The following is a 14,131-nucleotide window of genomic DNA, read 5'->3' as shown; positions in this document are numbered from 1 at the left end:
CGCCCGCAATCGATGCATATTCAGGGCGTGATGTTCCTGATCAAAAGCGTCAATGGCGCACAGCCGATGGGCGAAGATCGCGGCTGGAAAGATACGGTATGGGTAGATGGTGATGTGGAGTTGCTGGTGAGCTTCCCGCAGAGTTCGTCGGATCACTTCCCGTTTGTCTACTACAGCCAGACGCTGGAATTAGCCGACCGCGGCACGGCGGGGCAGTTGCAGGTCAATCCGGTGCCATAAGAAAAAAGGTGCGCAGTGATGCGCACCTTACAACAGATTGTCAAATCGACAGGGTCACGATTCATAGCAACCCGCACATGACCGCATGGCTGTTGTGAAGCCAATACAGGCGAGCACGCATTGACCGTATTCGCCTGGCGGTTAAACTGTGCCGACTTAGCCGTTAAAGCTCTCCGGATCCGGCCCCAAACGATTTCCTTTATCCAGCTTAGTGATCTCGCTGATCTCGGGTTTTTCCAGTCTGAAGTCGAATACCTGGAAGTTTTCACGAATACGTTCCGGCGTCACCGATTTTGGAATCACCACTAATCCGCTATCCAGATGCCAGCGAATCACAATCTGCGCTGGCGTCTTACCGTATTTCTTCGCCAGTTCGCGGATGATCTCCTGATCGAATACTCCTTTACCGCCTTGCGCCAGCGGGCTCCAGGATTCGGTTTGGATTTGATGCAGTGCGTTCCAGGCATGCAGGGTGCGCTGTTGCAGCATCGGGTGCAGCTCAATCTGGTTCACCACCGGCGAGACGCCTGTTTCATCGATCAGGCGTTTGAGATGGGCTTCATGGAAGTTACAGACGCCAATGCTTTTGGTTAAGCCCTGCTGTTGCAGCTCAATCATCTTTTTCCAGGCTTCAACGTAGTGATCTTTTTCCGGGCACGGCCAGTGCATCAGATAGAGATCGACGCTCTCCAGTTGCAGCTTCTTCAGGCTGGTCTCAATCGCCTGCTGACCGTTCTGCTGGTCGTCATTCCACAGTTTGGTGGTAATGAAAATGTCTTCGCGTGCGACATCGGTGTCCTGCAGTGCCTGACCGACGGCTTCCTCATTTTTGTAGATGGCGGCGGTATCAATCGAGCGATAGCCTACTTTTAGGGCCTCGACAATCGCCGCCCGGGCATCCTCGATACTCGCTTGCCAGACACCGAGTCCGAGTTGCGGCATCATATTGCCGTCGTGCAGTTTGATAATGGGTTGCTCTGCCATAGTTGCTCCTTATCTGTCGCAGTGACTTACCGTAAAAGCGCTGTGGTTAAGTCTAGTCAACAAACTCAACCGCAGGATCATTGTGGCAATCACCTCGCCCTTTTACCCTGGTCATTTCTGCCAGAATCTTGCCTGATTCTGCTGAAGGGTGGAGCTTTGAGCAGCATTGCGGCACACTGATTTTTTTGCTGCCTGAGAGTGATCCATGCCGAACGATGCCCTTTGCCGCCAGCTGGCGCAGCGCGTAACCGCGCTAATGAATGATGCGCGTAAGCCGCTGTGCGCTGTGGAAAACGTCAAGCTCATCTACGCCTGCGAAACGCTTCCGCGCACGCCGATGATGTATCAACCCGGCATTGTGATTCTTTTTCAGGGACGTAAAACCGGTTATCTCGGCAGCACGGTGTTTCATTACGACGCCACGAAGTATTTGATGCTGACCGTACCGCTGCCGGTGGAGTGCGAAACCGAAGCCACTCCGGAAGAGCCGTTGGCCGGCATGTGCCTGAGCGTGGATATCGCCAGCTTGCAGGATCTGTTGATGGATATTGGCGACGACGAACAATTTCAGCCGCAGTTGCAGACTTCCGGTATCCATTCGGCGTTTATGAGTGAAGAGATGCTGTGCGCTGCCGAGCGTTTGCTGGATGCGATGAGCCATCCGCGTGATGCGCGCGTGCTGGGCCCACAGCTGGTGCGGGAAATTATCTACTATGTGCTCACCGGCCCGATTGGCGGTGCGCTGCTGTCGCTGGTGAATCGTCAGACCCAGTTCAGCCAGATTGCGCGCGCCTTGCGACGCATCGAAAGCCATTTCGCCGAAAGCCTCAGCGTCGATATGCTGGCAGCCGAAGTGAACATGAGCGTTTCGGCGTTTCATCACAACTTTAAAGCCGTCACCCAAACCTCGCCGCTGCAATACCTTAAGCGCTATCGTCTGCATCAGGCACGATTAATGATGTTGCAGGATGGGATGAAAGCCAGTGCGGCAGCGGTGCGCGTGGGCTATGAAAGCCCTTCGCAGTTTTCGCGGGAGTTTAAACGCTATTTCGGCGTGACGCCGGGAGAGGAAGCCAGCCGCGTGCGCCAAACGTTACCGTTTGACGCCGCCTGAAAAAATGCAGATAAATGTGCATTTAACGAAATGGCCCTGAGCGAATGGTTGCTGTCAGACGCCATCTGAATGGCCAAATGTGCATAAATGCGCGCGCGACGAAACTGCACTGAACCATTGAAGGGTTACCATTTATGGCAACCCGTATCGGATTAGCTCGTTTTCTGGCGGCGTTTTTTCCAGATCACCACGATGCTGCCGGTCAGACCGACAAACAGCAACACCATCGGCAGCACCATCAGCACCGCCATCACCTGATCTTCGTGACGCTTGATAAACGGCACCTGACTAATGCCATAGCCCATGGCGACCACAATCCCGACCCACAGCGCGCCGCTCAGCCAGTTAAACAGCTGGAAGCGCCCATTCTGTAAACCGGAAATGCCCGCCATGGTCGGCAGCAAGGTACGAACAAACGCCAGGAAACGCCCGACCAGCAGCGCCATCAAACCGTGGCGGTTAAACAGATTCCAGGCGCGCTGATGATATTGCGCCGGCAAATGCATCAACCAGCTTTTGACCATCCGCGTATTGCCCAGCCATCGTCCCTGTAAATAACTCAACCAGCAACCCAGGCTGGCGGCAGTGGTCAGAATCACCATGGTGGGCACGAAATCCATCACGCCTTTGGCAATCATGGCGCCTGCGAGCAGCAACAGGCTGTCACCCGGCAGAAAAGAGGCAGGCAACAAACCGTTTTCCAGAAACAGCGTTAAAAACATCACGCCGTAGACAATCCACACGACATCCGGATTGGCCAGCGCGGCAAAATCCTGATGCCAGAGCGCGTGGACAATCTCATGTAAAACACCCATCTGCTATCCCATCGAGTCACAAGGATTCTATTTTAACCATCTGTGGCATCGCAGACGTTGATCTCACCGATGCGGCACGAAATGGTTTAGGTTTTGTTTAAATATTTACTGTTTTAAGCGCGTAAAGCCCGCTTTCAGGTCGTTCAGCAGGTCATCAACGTGTTCAAGACCAATATGCAAACGCACCAGCGTACCGTCGAAATCGACGCCGCCTGCCGGGCGAATCTCCGCCAGCTCTTCCGGTTGGTTGGCCAGAATCAGGGATTCATAGCCACCCCAGGAATAAGCCATGCTGAAATGGTGGAAGTGATCGAGGTAATTCGCCAGCTGCTCACGGCTCAATTTTTCATGCAGGATGAAGGAAAAGAGTCCGCTGCTGCCGTTGAAATCGCGCTGCCAGAATTCATGACCTTTACTCTGCGCCAGCGCCGGATGGTTAACGCGCGCCACTTCCGGTTGAGCGGCCAGCCATTCGGCAACCTGCAAACCGCTCTCTTCATGCTGGCGCAAACGCGTACCGAGCGTGCGCAAGCCGCGACTGGCCATGTATGCCGTATCGGCATCCACCATCTGGCCCATCAGGTACGAGTTTTCACGCAGCTGCGGCCAGCAACGTTCATTGGCGACGGCAGTGCCAATCATCGCATCGCTGTGACCAATAATGTATTTGGTGCCCGCCTGAATCGAAATATCGATGCCATGCTCCAGCGCGTTAAACAACACGCCCGCCGCCCAGGTATTATCAATCATGATGATCGCGTCGGGCGCTTTCGCACGTACGGCGGCGACGATGGCGGGAATGTCCTGCACTTCCATGGTGATGGAGGCGGGAGATTCGAGGAATACCACGCGCGTGTTTGGCTGAATCAGTTCACTGATTTCGCTGCCGATGCAGTGATCAAAGAACGTGGTGGTGACATTCAGCTTACTGAGAATTTTGGTGCAGAAATCTTGCGTCGGTTCATACACGGCGCCGCTCACCAGAATGTGATCGCCCGCTTCGACAAAAGAGATAATCGCATTGGATACTGCCGCTGCACCGCACGGATATAGCGCGCAACCCGCGCCGCCTTCCAGTTCGGTCATGGCGTCTTGCAGCGAGAAGTGGGTGAGGGTGCCACGGCGACCATAAAAAAGCTCGCCCGATGCACGACCTGCCGTCGCCCGTTTTTTGTCAGCAACCGTGTCAAAAACCAGTGAAGATGCGCGCTGAATGACGCTGTTAACTGAGCCCTGAGTGTAACGTTTGCTTCGTCCCGCGCTAACCAGCGTGGTATCAATTTTATTCGTTGCCATCACTGCCTTTCCTGACACTTACCACAAAACATCCACGTTACCACGAAACACTGCAGTGGGTTGACCCTGATTGCGGATTATCGGAGTCAGTCGATGAATTGGCCGGGCAAAAGCGCGTCCCTGCGATTTCGCGTTACATCACACCCATGACATGCGGCAGCCACAGCGATAGCGCGGGCACGTAAGTGATCAGCATCAGGATGAAAAACAGCGTGACGTAGAAGGGCAGCATGGCCGTCACCACTTGCTCAATTTTCTGTTTACTGACGGCGCTGGCAACGAACAACACGGTACCGACCGGCGGGGTGATCAGACCGATACCCAGGTTGGTCATCATAATCATGCCAAAATGCACAGGATCGATGCCCAGACTGGTGGCAACGGGCAGCAAGACAGGGGTTAAAATCAGAATAATAGGGGCCATGTCCATTAAGGTGCCGATCACCAGCAGTAACACGTTGATGCACATCAGAATCACGTATTTATTATCAGAGATGCTGGTGAAGGCATCGGTGATCATGGTCGGCAGTTGCATAAAGGTCATCACTGCGCCAAAGCCCGCCGCAAAGGCAATCAATACCATCACAATGGTGACGGTTTTGATGGTACGAAACACCAGAATATGCAGCTGATTCCATTTGAAATCGCGATAAATAAACATCGTGACAAAAAACGCCCACAGGCAGGCGATCGCAGCGGATTCCGAAGCGGTAAAAATGCCGGAAAGAATACCGCCCAAAATAATGACGATGGTAAAGAGTCCCCAGAACGCATCGAAGAAGATTTTTACCGCCTGACGCAACGGAATGGCTTCGCCTTTGGGATAACCGCGCTTGCGTGCGAACGCCAGGCACATCACCATCAAACAGAATCCCAGCATCAGCCCCGGGATAATACCCGCAACAAACAACGAGGATATGGTAACGACGCCACCGGTGGCCAGCGAGTAGATCACGGAGTTATGGCTGGGCGGCGTTAATACCGCCTGCACTGAACCGCTGGCGGTCACGGCGGCGGCAAAATCTCGCGGATAACCTTTCTGCTCCATTTGCGGGATCATCACCGACCCGATCGAGGCGGTATCGGCCACTGACGATCCTGAAATGGCGCCAAAAAATGTCGATGCCACGATATTCACCAACGACAAGCCCCCGCGGATAAAACCGACGAAGATATAGGCAAAGTTCACCAGGCGGCGGGCAATCCCTCCCTCGGCCATGATCGCCCCGGCCAAAATGAAGAACGGAATGGTGAGGAGTGAAAATTTGTTGACCCCGTTGGTGATCTGAATCACCACGGCTTCCAGTGGCAAATCAATCCACCAGGCGCCAATAAAAGCGGCAAACCCCACGGCAAACGCCACCGGAAAGCCGACCAACAGCAGCAACACCAAACTACCAACCAGAATGAAAGCATCCATTTTAGTGCTCCGAATTTAGTGTGTGCCGCCCAGCGTCACCAGCGGACGCTGACTTTGATCGCCATTCAGTATTCGCTCGATCACAAACAGCAGCGTAAACAGCGCGCCGATAGGAATGGGCAGATACATTTCGCCATACGTCACAGCAGGCAAGGCCGCCAGCGGTTGAACCCACATGGCCTCACACAAGCTGTAGCTGGCCTGCAGCAGGATGAGACAGACCACGATCAGCAGCAGGTTGCACAGCCGTTGCGCCCATTTTTGCCCGGTTTCGGAAAGGCGATCGGTCACCATCGACACACAAATGTGTGTGCCTGCCCGCAATCCGACGGGCGCACCAATAAAGGTAAAGATGATCATGCAGACGATAGCGACCGGCTCCGGCCACGAGAGGGCGCCGTTTAGCACATAGCGCGCAAAAATACCGATAGGTATCACCGAGACCATAATCAACAGCGCTACCGCCGCGATGCCCATGCATAACAGATAGAGCCCATCCATCAAACGGGAATATGCATTCATGCTTCGTTACCTGAGCAAGGCGCCACGCGGTCGCGCGGCGCTGAGAGGGTTATTTCACATCCGCAATCTGTTTCATCAGATCCTGATAATTGCCGCCAAACTGGTCGCGCACCGGTTGCGTGGCTTTCATAAAGTAATCGCGGTTGGTGTCCTGGAATGTCACGCCGCCGGCTTTCATTTTCTCCACTGACTGGGCGGTGTAAGTGGCCCACAGCTGGCGCTCTTCATCCTGCGCTTCCTTGCCGAGTTTCTTCAGCAGCGCCTGATCTTCTGCGGAAAGCCGTCCCCACGAGGCTTTAGAGAACAGGATCATCTCCGGCTGAATAAAGTGGCCGCTCAGGGTGTAGTACTTCGCCACGGGAAGATAGTTGTGGGCGACAAACGTCGGTGGATTGTTCTCTGTGCCATCGACCACGCCGGTTTGCATGGCGCTAAACACTTCGCTGACGCCCATTGCCACAGGATTGGCACCCATCGCTTTCAGCGTGGCCAGTGAAATGGCACTGTTCTGCACGCGAATTTTCATCCCCTGTAAATCTTCGGGTTTGGTGATGGGTTTTTTGGTGATCATGTTGCGTGTGCCCGCGTCGGTCCAGCCGAGGAACACCATGCGCGTGCGGGGATCGTTATCGAATTTTTCGACAATCTGTTTGCCGACATCGCCATCCAGCACCTTGTGCATGTGGTCTTCATCGCGGAACACATAGGGCAGGGTTAGCACACTGGTTTCAGGGGCGATAGTGGTGACAGGAGCCAGCGAGACGCGAATCATGTCAATCGCGCCGAGCTGAACCTGTTGCAGCGTTTGATCCTCATCGCCCAGCACGCCGCCAGCGTAGACCTTCAACTCTAATCGTCCTTGTGTCGCTTCTTTTAACTTATCGCCCATATGTTGCAGCGCGACCACGGTGGGATAACCGGCGGGCTGTACTTCCGCGACTTTTAACACTTTGGCGTGAGCACCACTCGCCAGCAGCATAACCAGAGAAGAGATTGCAATCGTGAGTCGTTTTTTAGATGTCATTATTATTGCTCCAGCTTGATGATCATTAGCGGTGTCAGGCACACCACAATCGGGAAGGGCTGGCTCAGAATAGTGAAATTGCGCTGGCGAAAAAGTGGTCAAATGTTGATTGGATGAAATACATCACATTTTGAAACGATGTTTTAATAAATTTTCAGTTTATGTCACATTTGTAAAACATCAGCCAGCGCATCCATAAAAACCACATAGATTGTTGGAAATTGAAGCATTAATCGTTTGTAAATAGTAATGAGAACTACTATCACTTCGGTCAATTTTTTTGCTATGATCCGCGCTTCAATCGTGAACTGTGCAACAGAAGTTGGAGACGCAGCGTGGTAGCCAGTGATTTGATGCAAACGGACCTCTCCGTTTGGGGCATGTATCAGCATGCCGATATCGTGGTAAAAGTGGTGATGATTGGCCTGTTACTGGCCTCGGTTGTCACCTGGGCGATTTTCTTCGGCAAGTTTGCTGAGCTGAGCGGGGCGAAACGTCGCCTGAAACGCGAACAGCAGGCGCTGGGCGAAGCGCGTTCGCTTAATGATGCTTACCGCGCCGCTGAAAGCTTCAAAAGTAACAGCCATAGTGCGGTGTTGCTGAACGATGCGCAGAATGAGCTGGAACTCTCTGCAGGTACCGAAGACCTTGATGGCATTAAGGAACGTACCAGCTTCCGCCTTGATCGTCGCGTTGCGGCATTCAGCCGTCATGCCGGTCGCGGTAACGGCTTCCTCGCTACCATCGGTTCTGTTGCACCCTTCATCGGTCTGTTTGGTACCGTTTGGGGCATCATGAACAGCTTTATCGGTATCGCTAAAACCCAGACCACCAACCTCGCTGTTGTGGCGCCGGGCATCGCAGAAGCGTTGCTGGCGACCGCGATTGGTCTGGTTGCTGCTATTCCTGCTGTTGTTATCTACAACGTCTTCGCGCGCATGATTGCCAGCTACAAAGCCTCATTGGGTGATGTTGCGGCGCAGGTGATGCTGCTGCAGAGCCGCGATCTGGATCTCGGCAATGTGGACACCGCGAAAGAAGCGACCCGTCCGACGGCGGCACAGAAACTGCGCGTAGGATAAGTATTATGGCGATGCGTTTAAACGATGACTCGGTAGGCGATGGCGAAATGCATGAAATCAACGTGACGCCGTTTATCGACGTTATGCTGGTTCTGCTGATCATCTTTATGGTCGCCGCGCCATTAGCCACGGTGGATGTGCGTGTTAACCTGCCTGCCTCCACCAGCGCACCGCAACCGCGTCCGGAAAAACCGGTTTATCTATCTATTAAGGAAGATAAGCAGATCTATATCGGCAACAATGCGGTCACCAAAGAGACGCTGGTGAATGCGCTGACGGCGCAGACCGAAGGCAAGAAAGACACCACCATCTTCTTCCAGGCGGATAAGTCAGTGGATTATGAAACCCTGATGAGCGTGATGGATCAATTGCGTGAAGCGGGTTATCTGAAGATTGGTTTGATGGGCATGGAGACGGTGAAGAAATAAATCCCCCCTCTTATCGCTCATAAGGGCCGCCATCGAAAGCGGCCCTTTCTATTTTCTCCCGCCGTCAATGTTAATTTCTTGTTACTTTTGGTATCACTTTTGTAAACTGCAATGGTGAGGCTGATCACATCTATTCCTGGCGCAACCCGCTACAACGGTAGAAAAACCCAGGAAGGACAACATGAGCGTGAGTCAATCTTTACAAAAGCCATCGCAAGGCGGGGCCAAAACCATCTTTAGCGTTACCAGCGGTAACTTTCTTGAGATGTACGATTTTATGGTGTTTGGCTATTACGCTACGGCGATCGCCAAAACCTTTTTCCCCGGAGATGATCCCTTTGCTTCATTGATGCTCACGCTGATGACCTTTGGTGCGGGCTTCCTGATGCGTCCACTTGGCGCGATTATTCTGGGTGCCTACATCGACCATCACGGACGCCGTAAAGGACTGTTACTGACATTGGGCTTGATGGCGTTGGGCACACTCACCATCGCCCTGGTGCCGGGCTATGCCACGCTGGGTGCCGCCGCACCGATTCTGATTCTGCTGGGTCGTTTGCTGCAGGGCTTCTCTGCGGGTGTGGAATTGGGCGGTGTGTCAGTTTATCTGTCTGAAGTAGCACCAAAAGGACGCAAAGGTTTTTATGTTAGCTGGCAGTCTGGAAGCCAGCAGGTTGCGGTGATCTTCGCGGCGCTGCTCGGCCTCGGCCTGAACCATCTGCTGGCGAAGGATGCGGTCACCGAATGGGGCTGGCGTATTCCGTTCGTGGTCGGTTGTATGATTGTGCCGTTCCTGTTCTGGATCCGCCGCATGCTGGAAGAAACCGAAGCGTTCAGCAAGCGCAAGCAGCATCCTTCCATGGGACAGATTATGCGCTCGGTCGGTGAGAACTGGGCATTGGTACTGGCGGGGATGCTGATGGTGGTGACCACCACGGTGATGTTCTACATGATCACCGCCTTCACCCCGACTTTTGGCAAAACCGTGTTGATGATGAGCGACGAGCAGAGCTTTATGGTGACGCTGTTTGTCGGCATCTCTAACCTGATTTGGTTGCCGGTCATGGGCTCGCTGTCGGATCGCATAGGACGCCGCCCGCTGCTGATCACTTTTACTATCCTGATGATTCTTACCACCTGGCCAGTGCTGCACTGGCTGGTGGGATCGCCCACCTTTGCGCATCTGGTGGAAGCGGAATTGTGGTTATCGTTCCTGTATGCCAGCTATAACGGTGCGATGGTGGTCTATCTGGCGGAAATTATGCCGGCTGAAGTGCGCGCCACCGGCTTCTCACTGGCTTATAGCCTGGCGACCGCGCTGTTTGGTGGCTTCACGCCAGCAGTTTCAAGCTACCTGATCCATGCCACGGGTGATAAAGCGATGCCCGGCGTGTGGTTGTCATTCGCGGCGGTGTGCGGATTGATCGGGACGCTGCTGATTGGCCGCATGGTGAAACAGTATCAGGCGCGCCATGGCGGCACGCCGGTGGGAGCTTCGCTGTAACGCCCTGGCTGACAACGGGCCTCATATCAGCCCGTTAAGAAGCGATTCGAATAAAGCAGCCCCTTGTTGAAGGGGCTGCTTTTTTGTTTATGCAGATATGTGGGTATGGCGCAGTGAAACGCAATCATCGGGCCTCTTAACAAGCGACATCGTCGCTCATGCCCTGCCTAAAACGACAGATCCACCACCACGCTATCCGTATAACTCCCCGCCGCTGGCGTATTCTGCGTCGTCAGAATCTGCGCTGTATAGGTGAAGTTGCGCGTCACCAGATCCGCGTTCAGAGAGGTGGCGCTGACGCTACTCCAGCGGTCAGTGCCAGTCGGGCCCCAGCGTGTCGTGGTGGTGGTGCCTTTATAAATGTCATAAGCCAGCCGGTTGGTGCCGCTCGCCATCTGGCGCGTGGTGCCGCTGTTATAGCTGCCATTGCTCAACCCCACAGTGAAGGTGCTGCCTTTGGAACACACCACGTTAATCGTCTGCTGTACCGTGGAGAAACTTCCCACCAAGGGTGCGCTGCCAAAACTCACATTGGGCGCGGTGATGGTGGTGCAATCATTGGTCACAACCAGGTTAACGGTAATCGGCATCGCGGTGCCGGTACTGGTTTGCACCGTACCCACGCATAAACCTGCTACGTTCAACCCGGCACATACCGTATAGCTCACAGTGAGCGTAATCGTCGTCGTATAACTGCCTGCGGCAATCACCTGTCCAGGCACTGTGCGGAAATAGAGCGGAATATTGAAATTGAGCGTGCTGCCCAGTGTTAACAACGCCGATGAACTGTAAACGTGGTTAGACCCCTGCGTGAGTTCGCTGGCACAGGCGCTGTCGATACACATCTGAATCGGAATACTGTCCGTGCCGGTGCTGGCGGTTTTCAACACCGCGCGCGCGCCGCTAAGATAGGTCGCGGTGGTGAAGGCGTAAGTGACGTTATCGGTGCCCAGCAACGACAGCGTACCTGACCCACAGTTGACGTTGGTGGTGCTGGAGGTGTTCTGCACTGTGGAGCCCACCGCGAAGGTGGTCACGGAGCCAAAGGTCGCCGTTGGGGCCGATAAACCACAAAGCGCATAACTGGTGCCCGGCAAGATAAACAGCGCCAGCAGCAAAAAAATCTTTCTCATGGTGAAATTCCTGACTGTGAATTATTGGGCGTGATGACCGCCGAACCCGGCGACGGCGACGGCAGGTCGCACGTCAGCGGACCGTAGGTCTCCAGCGCTTTTGGCTGGCCGTCCGCAATGGTCAGCGTGGTATCACAACTGCGCCCATCAGGCGTCACGACATGAATTGGGTTTTCAGCGCTCAGATTCTCCATCCAGACAATGCCATCCCATCCGATATATTCCGTACCCTGATTCGGGCGCAGCACCTGGCTGGAGATCGGCAACGGTTGCCCCTGTTTATCGTGCAGCACCACGCTGGCGGCACGCAGGCGCTCCACCGGGAAGTTCAGCAGGTAACCGCTTTTCCGTTTCACCGCAAAACGCTGTTCCACCTTGGGTGCGGTGCGATCGGCGGGTAAATCCAGGGTATCGATATCGTATTTTGCGCCGTAGTAACTGCTGATCGATGGCACCAGCAAATAGCCCTGATTATCAGTGCGTCCCATTGCCTGGTTTTCATAGCGCACCGTGACATCCGGGTAATCGGTTTTCACCACCACAAACGCATCATTGATGTCGTTGGCGGCAAACACGCGGTTATCCATCAGCACCAGCGAACCGGTGAAATCGGCCCACTGCGTGGTGTTATCGTTATCACCGTAGAATCCGGCTGAGGTGTCGATTTTGTTATTGCGATAGCGCAGGCTTGCCTGGCGGTAATCACCGCTGTCGCCACCCTGATTGGCCCAGGCCGCATCATACGCAAAGCCACCATCGGTCGGCATAGCGCGTGACACGTAGAGGCGCTGATTGTTGTTGCCCTGCTGATCGCGCTCATAGCTCACCGAAGCACTGCTCTGCTCGCCGAATGGGATCACCAAAGAGATGGCACCGCCCCAGTCGCCCTGTTCCTGATCGCGGCTGGCGGAGATATACAGGCTGCTGTTACCCCACAGATTTTTACTCCACGACAGGTTCCATAAACGGGTGCGATCGCCCGATCCGCCGGCAATATCAAAGTAGGCCAGGCCCAGACTGCCGTATTGATTGAGTGACACGCTGGCGGTGTACTGCGCACTGCGTCGCGCCAGTGAGTAGCTGGTGTTGGCGCTGTCGCCCCGGCTGCCGACCAGCGCCAGATTGCCGTAATCGGCGGTGCGTAATACATGCTGCGTGCCGAGGCTAAACCAGCTGTTGTTGTATTGATAACCCCAACTGTATTGCGTGCCGGGTTTACCTTCCATCTGACTTTGTGCCAGCGCACCATTGACCACGCCCCAGCTGCCGAGCTTCACCAATCCCCCAGCGCCGCCGGTGGCCACGCTGTCGCTGCCTTCCGCATGGCTCTCCAGCGTCAGCCAGTCGGTTAACCCATAACGATAAGAGCCGCTGGCTGCTGCTGCGCCATAGTCAAAGTTCTCCAGTCCGTAGTTTTCACGAATAGCACCGGCCGAGAAGGAGTAATCCGACAAACCCTGTCGCAGCAGGCTGCTGGAGACATAAAACGGCAGCGTGGTAGTGACCTGGCGCCCCACGGCATCGGTGGTGGTGATCACCGCATCGCCCGCGCCATTAACGAACGGCACATTGGTCAGCGACCACGGACCCGGCTGCACATTGGCTTGCGTGCTGCGATAACCGTTAATAAACAGATCGACGGAAGAGGGCACTGCGGCCTGGCCGGAAAACGCCGGTAGCGGGTAAGTGACCAAATCCGGTCGCACGCTGAAATCACGCGCAATCTGCACGCCACCCAGACGCACGCTGTTACTCCAGCTCAGCGCATCGGTGACCAGATCCCCGGCGCGCCAGCTAATTGCATCGTTCTCATCTTCATTGCTGAACCAGGTATCGTAGCGAATGTATCCCTCTTGCTGACCGCTGACACCGCCTTCCAGTTGTTGGGTGTAGACGCCATTGGTGGAGAATTGCCCGCTGGGGCCAAACACGCGCAGCTCATTCCAGCTCGACAGGCGGGAACCGGCATTATCGGTACGCGTGGCGTAAAAGTCGTAATTGAGCAGCGCACCGTTACTGGCGCGCCCCGGGTAGCGAGGGCCGCGCTGATCTTTACCGATCACCTGGCCGGGCAGCCAGGCGGTCGGAACGGTGAGCAACAGGCGTTGACGGCGCTCGTCATATTCTGCTTTCACCTCCGCAAGTTGATTCACATCGATTTGCTCGCCCTGGAGTTTCTCCGCAGGGATACCGGCACGCTGTAAATCGCCACTGCGCAGCCAAAAGTCGCCGTTTTTGCGCTCCACCGGCACGATATCGCCGCGCGCGTTCTGATTCACCACCAGCTCCAGCATGTACTGCTGACCGCTGGCGTTGTTCTCCAGCACAGGGGGCGGTGGTAGCTCGGAAAAGGTCTCCGCGCTACTGATTTGAGGTAACAGGCATAGCACGCTAGCCACTGCCAACGTGCAGGGATGCAGCGAAAACGTCATCAACGCGCGGCCGCGCTGCTCCAGTGCCCTTTATTCACTTCTGCGGACAGCTCACCGCTCACGCTGCTGGTTAATGGCCAGCGGTTACTGCTGTTTGCCAGTACGTAGCCAAACAGGCCATTGCCCAGGCGGCGACC

General features: G+C 54.9%; 13 protein-coding genes and 1 pseudogene. 5 read left to right on the top strand and 9 right to left on the bottom strand.

Annotation, left to right across the window (positions count from 1 at the left end):
- A partial coding sequence (locus tag RT340_RS16280) for a multicopper oxidase domain-containing protein (RefSeq protein WP_313377131.1) occupies window positions 1–240 on the top strand: 240 nt, incomplete at its 5' end.
- A 156-nt stretch (window positions 241–396) separates the two neighbouring features.
- Here RT340_RS16280 and dkgA read toward each other — a convergent pair.
- Complete coding sequence (dkgA, locus tag RT340_RS16275) at window positions 397–1,224, bottom strand: 2,5-didehydrogluconate reductase DkgA (RefSeq protein ID WP_034828419.1); 828 nt, start codon at window positions 1,222–1,224, stop codon at window positions 397–399.
- A 205-nt stretch (window positions 1,225–1,429) separates the two neighbouring features.
- On the opposite strand from dkgA, the gene RT340_RS16270 reads away from it, so the two are divergent.
- Window positions 1,430–2,338 (top strand): AraC family transcriptional regulator, encoded by a 909-nt coding sequence (locus RT340_RS16270; protein WP_058961925.1) that lies wholly within the window; start codon window positions 1,430–1,432, stop codon window positions 2,336–2,338.
- Window positions 2,339–2,490: 152 nt separating this feature from the next.
- Here RT340_RS16270 and RT340_RS16265 read toward each other — a convergent pair whose 3' ends face one another.
- From RT340_RS16265 to RT340_RS16245, 5 genes are all read right to left on the bottom strand, one after another.
- Window positions 2,491–3,153, bottom strand: a complete 663-nt coding sequence (locus RT340_RS16265) for a DedA family protein (RefSeq protein WP_038644709.1) — start codon at window positions 3,151–3,153, stop codon at window positions 2,491–2,493.
- A gap of 105 nt (window positions 3,154–3,258) precedes the next feature.
- Entirely contained in the window at window positions 3,259–4,449 is a 1,191-nt protein-coding gene (gene metC, locus RT340_RS16260; protein ID WP_211728559.1) for a cystathionine beta-lyase, read from the bottom strand.
- Between the two features lie 133 nt (window positions 4,450–4,582).
- Window positions 4,583–5,869 carry a TRAP transporter large permease gene (locus RT340_RS16255; protein ID WP_034828425.1) on the bottom strand — a complete coding sequence of 429 codons (1,287 nt, stop codon included), beginning with the start codon at window positions 5,867–5,869 and terminating at the stop codon, window positions 4,583–4,585.
- Between the two features lie 15 nt (window positions 5,870–5,884).
- The gene (locus RT340_RS16250) at window positions 5,885–6,391 is read right to left on the bottom strand and encodes a TRAP transporter small permease (RefSeq protein ID WP_313377126.1); all 507 of its coding nucleotides are present in this window, start codon (window positions 6,389–6,391) and stop codon (window positions 5,885–5,887) included.
- Between the two features lie 49 nt (window positions 6,392–6,440).
- On the bottom strand, window positions 6,441–7,415 hold the full coding sequence (locus tag RT340_RS16245; RefSeq protein WP_097118131.1) for a TRAP transporter substrate-binding protein: 975 nt from the start codon (window positions 7,413–7,415) through the stop codon (window positions 6,441–6,443).
- Window positions 7,416–7,768: 353 nt separating this feature from the next.
- On the opposite strand from RT340_RS16245, the gene exbB reads away from it, so the two are divergent.
- The 3 genes from exbB to RT340_RS16230 all read left to right on the top strand — a co-directional run bounded on the left by exbB (window position 7,769) and on the right by RT340_RS16230 (window position 10,429).
- Window positions 7,769–8,497, top strand: a complete 729-nt coding sequence (exbB, locus tag RT340_RS16240) for a tol-pal system-associated acyl-CoA thioesterase (RefSeq protein WP_072017041.1) — start codon at window positions 7,769–7,771, stop codon at window positions 8,495–8,497.
- 5 nt (window positions 8,498–8,502) lie between these two features.
- Window positions 8,503–8,925 (top strand): TonB system transport protein ExbD, encoded by a 423-nt coding sequence (gene exbD, locus RT340_RS16235; RefSeq protein ID WP_313377123.1) that lies wholly within the window; start codon window positions 8,503–8,505, stop codon window positions 8,923–8,925.
- 181 nt (window positions 8,926–9,106) lie between these two features.
- Window positions 9,107–10,429, top strand: coding sequence for an MFS transporter (locus RT340_RS16230; RefSeq protein WP_160833681.1), 1,323 nt, complete (start codon window positions 9,107–9,109; stop codon window positions 10,427–10,429).
- A 167-nt stretch (window positions 10,430–10,596) separates the two neighbouring features.
- Here RT340_RS16230 and RT340_RS16225 read toward each other — a convergent pair whose 3' ends face one another.
- From RT340_RS16225 to RT340_RS16215, 3 genes and pseudogenes are all read right to left on the bottom strand, one after another.
- Entirely contained in the window at window positions 10,597–11,562 is a 966-nt protein-coding gene (locus RT340_RS16225) for a spore coat protein U domain-containing protein (protein WP_211728560.1), read from the bottom strand.
- Window positions 11,559–13,997, bottom strand: coding sequence for a fimbria/pilus outer membrane usher protein (locus tag RT340_RS16220; RefSeq protein ID WP_211728561.1), 2,439 nt, complete (start codon window positions 13,995–13,997; stop codon window positions 11,559–11,561). Before RT340_RS16220 ends, RT340_RS16225 begins: the two co-directional genes overlap by 4 nt.
- Window positions 13,994–14,131: pseudogene (locus tag RT340_RS16215) on the bottom strand (molecular chaperone); the annotation flags it as partial. The gene RT340_RS16220 and the pseudogene RT340_RS16215, both read right to left, overlap by 4 nt.

This window comes from Pantoea sp. CTOTU50773 (assembly GCF_032082325.1).
Taxonomy (GTDB): domain Bacteria; phylum Pseudomonadota; class Gammaproteobacteria; order Enterobacterales; family Enterobacteriaceae; genus Pantoea; species Pantoea communis.
Note: the sequence above shows the minus strand (reverse complement) of the source record. Positions and strands in the feature narration are given on the sequence as shown.

Bases quoted from the DNA above. Each gene is read 5' to 3' on its own strand.
- RT340_RS16250 (WP_313377126.1), bottom strand. From the start codon at position 6,391: ATGAATGCATATTCCCGTTTGATGGATGGGCTCTATCTGTTATGCATG.
- RT340_RS16255 (WP_034828425.1), bottom strand. From the start codon at position 5,869: ATGGATGCTTTCATTCTGGTTGGTAGTTTGGTGTTGCTGCTGTTGGTC.
- exbB (WP_072017041.1), top strand. From the start codon at position 7,769: ATGCAAACGGACCTCTCCGTTTGGGGCATGTATCAGCATGCCGATATC.
- RT340_RS16265 (WP_038644709.1), bottom strand. From the start codon at position 3,153: ATGGGTGTTTTACATGAGATTGTCCACGCGCTCTGGCATCAGGATTTT.
- RT340_RS16245 (WP_097118131.1), bottom strand. From the start codon at position 7,415: ATGACATCTAAAAAACGACTCACGATTGCAATCTCTTCTCTGGTTATG.
- RT340_RS16225 (WP_211728560.1), bottom strand. From the start codon at position 11,562: ATGAGAAAGATTTTTTTGCTGCTGGCGCTGTTTATCTTGCCGGGCACC.
- RT340_RS16270 (WP_058961925.1), top strand. From the start codon at position 1,430: ATGCCGAACGATGCCCTTTGCCGCCAGCTGGCGCAGCGCGTAACCGCG.
- RT340_RS16230 (WP_160833681.1), top strand. From the start codon at position 9,107: ATGAGCGTGAGTCAATCTTTACAAAAGCCATCGCAAGGCGGGGCCAAA.
- metC (WP_211728559.1), bottom strand. From the start codon at position 4,449: ATGGCAACGAATAAAATTGATACCACGCTGGTTAGCGCGGGACGAAGC.
- exbD (WP_313377123.1), top strand. From the start codon at position 8,503: ATGGCGATGCGTTTAAACGATGACTCGGTAGGCGATGGCGAAATGCAT.
- dkgA (WP_034828419.1), bottom strand. From the start codon at position 1,224: ATGGCAGAGCAACCCATTATCAAACTGCACGACGGCAATATGATGCCG.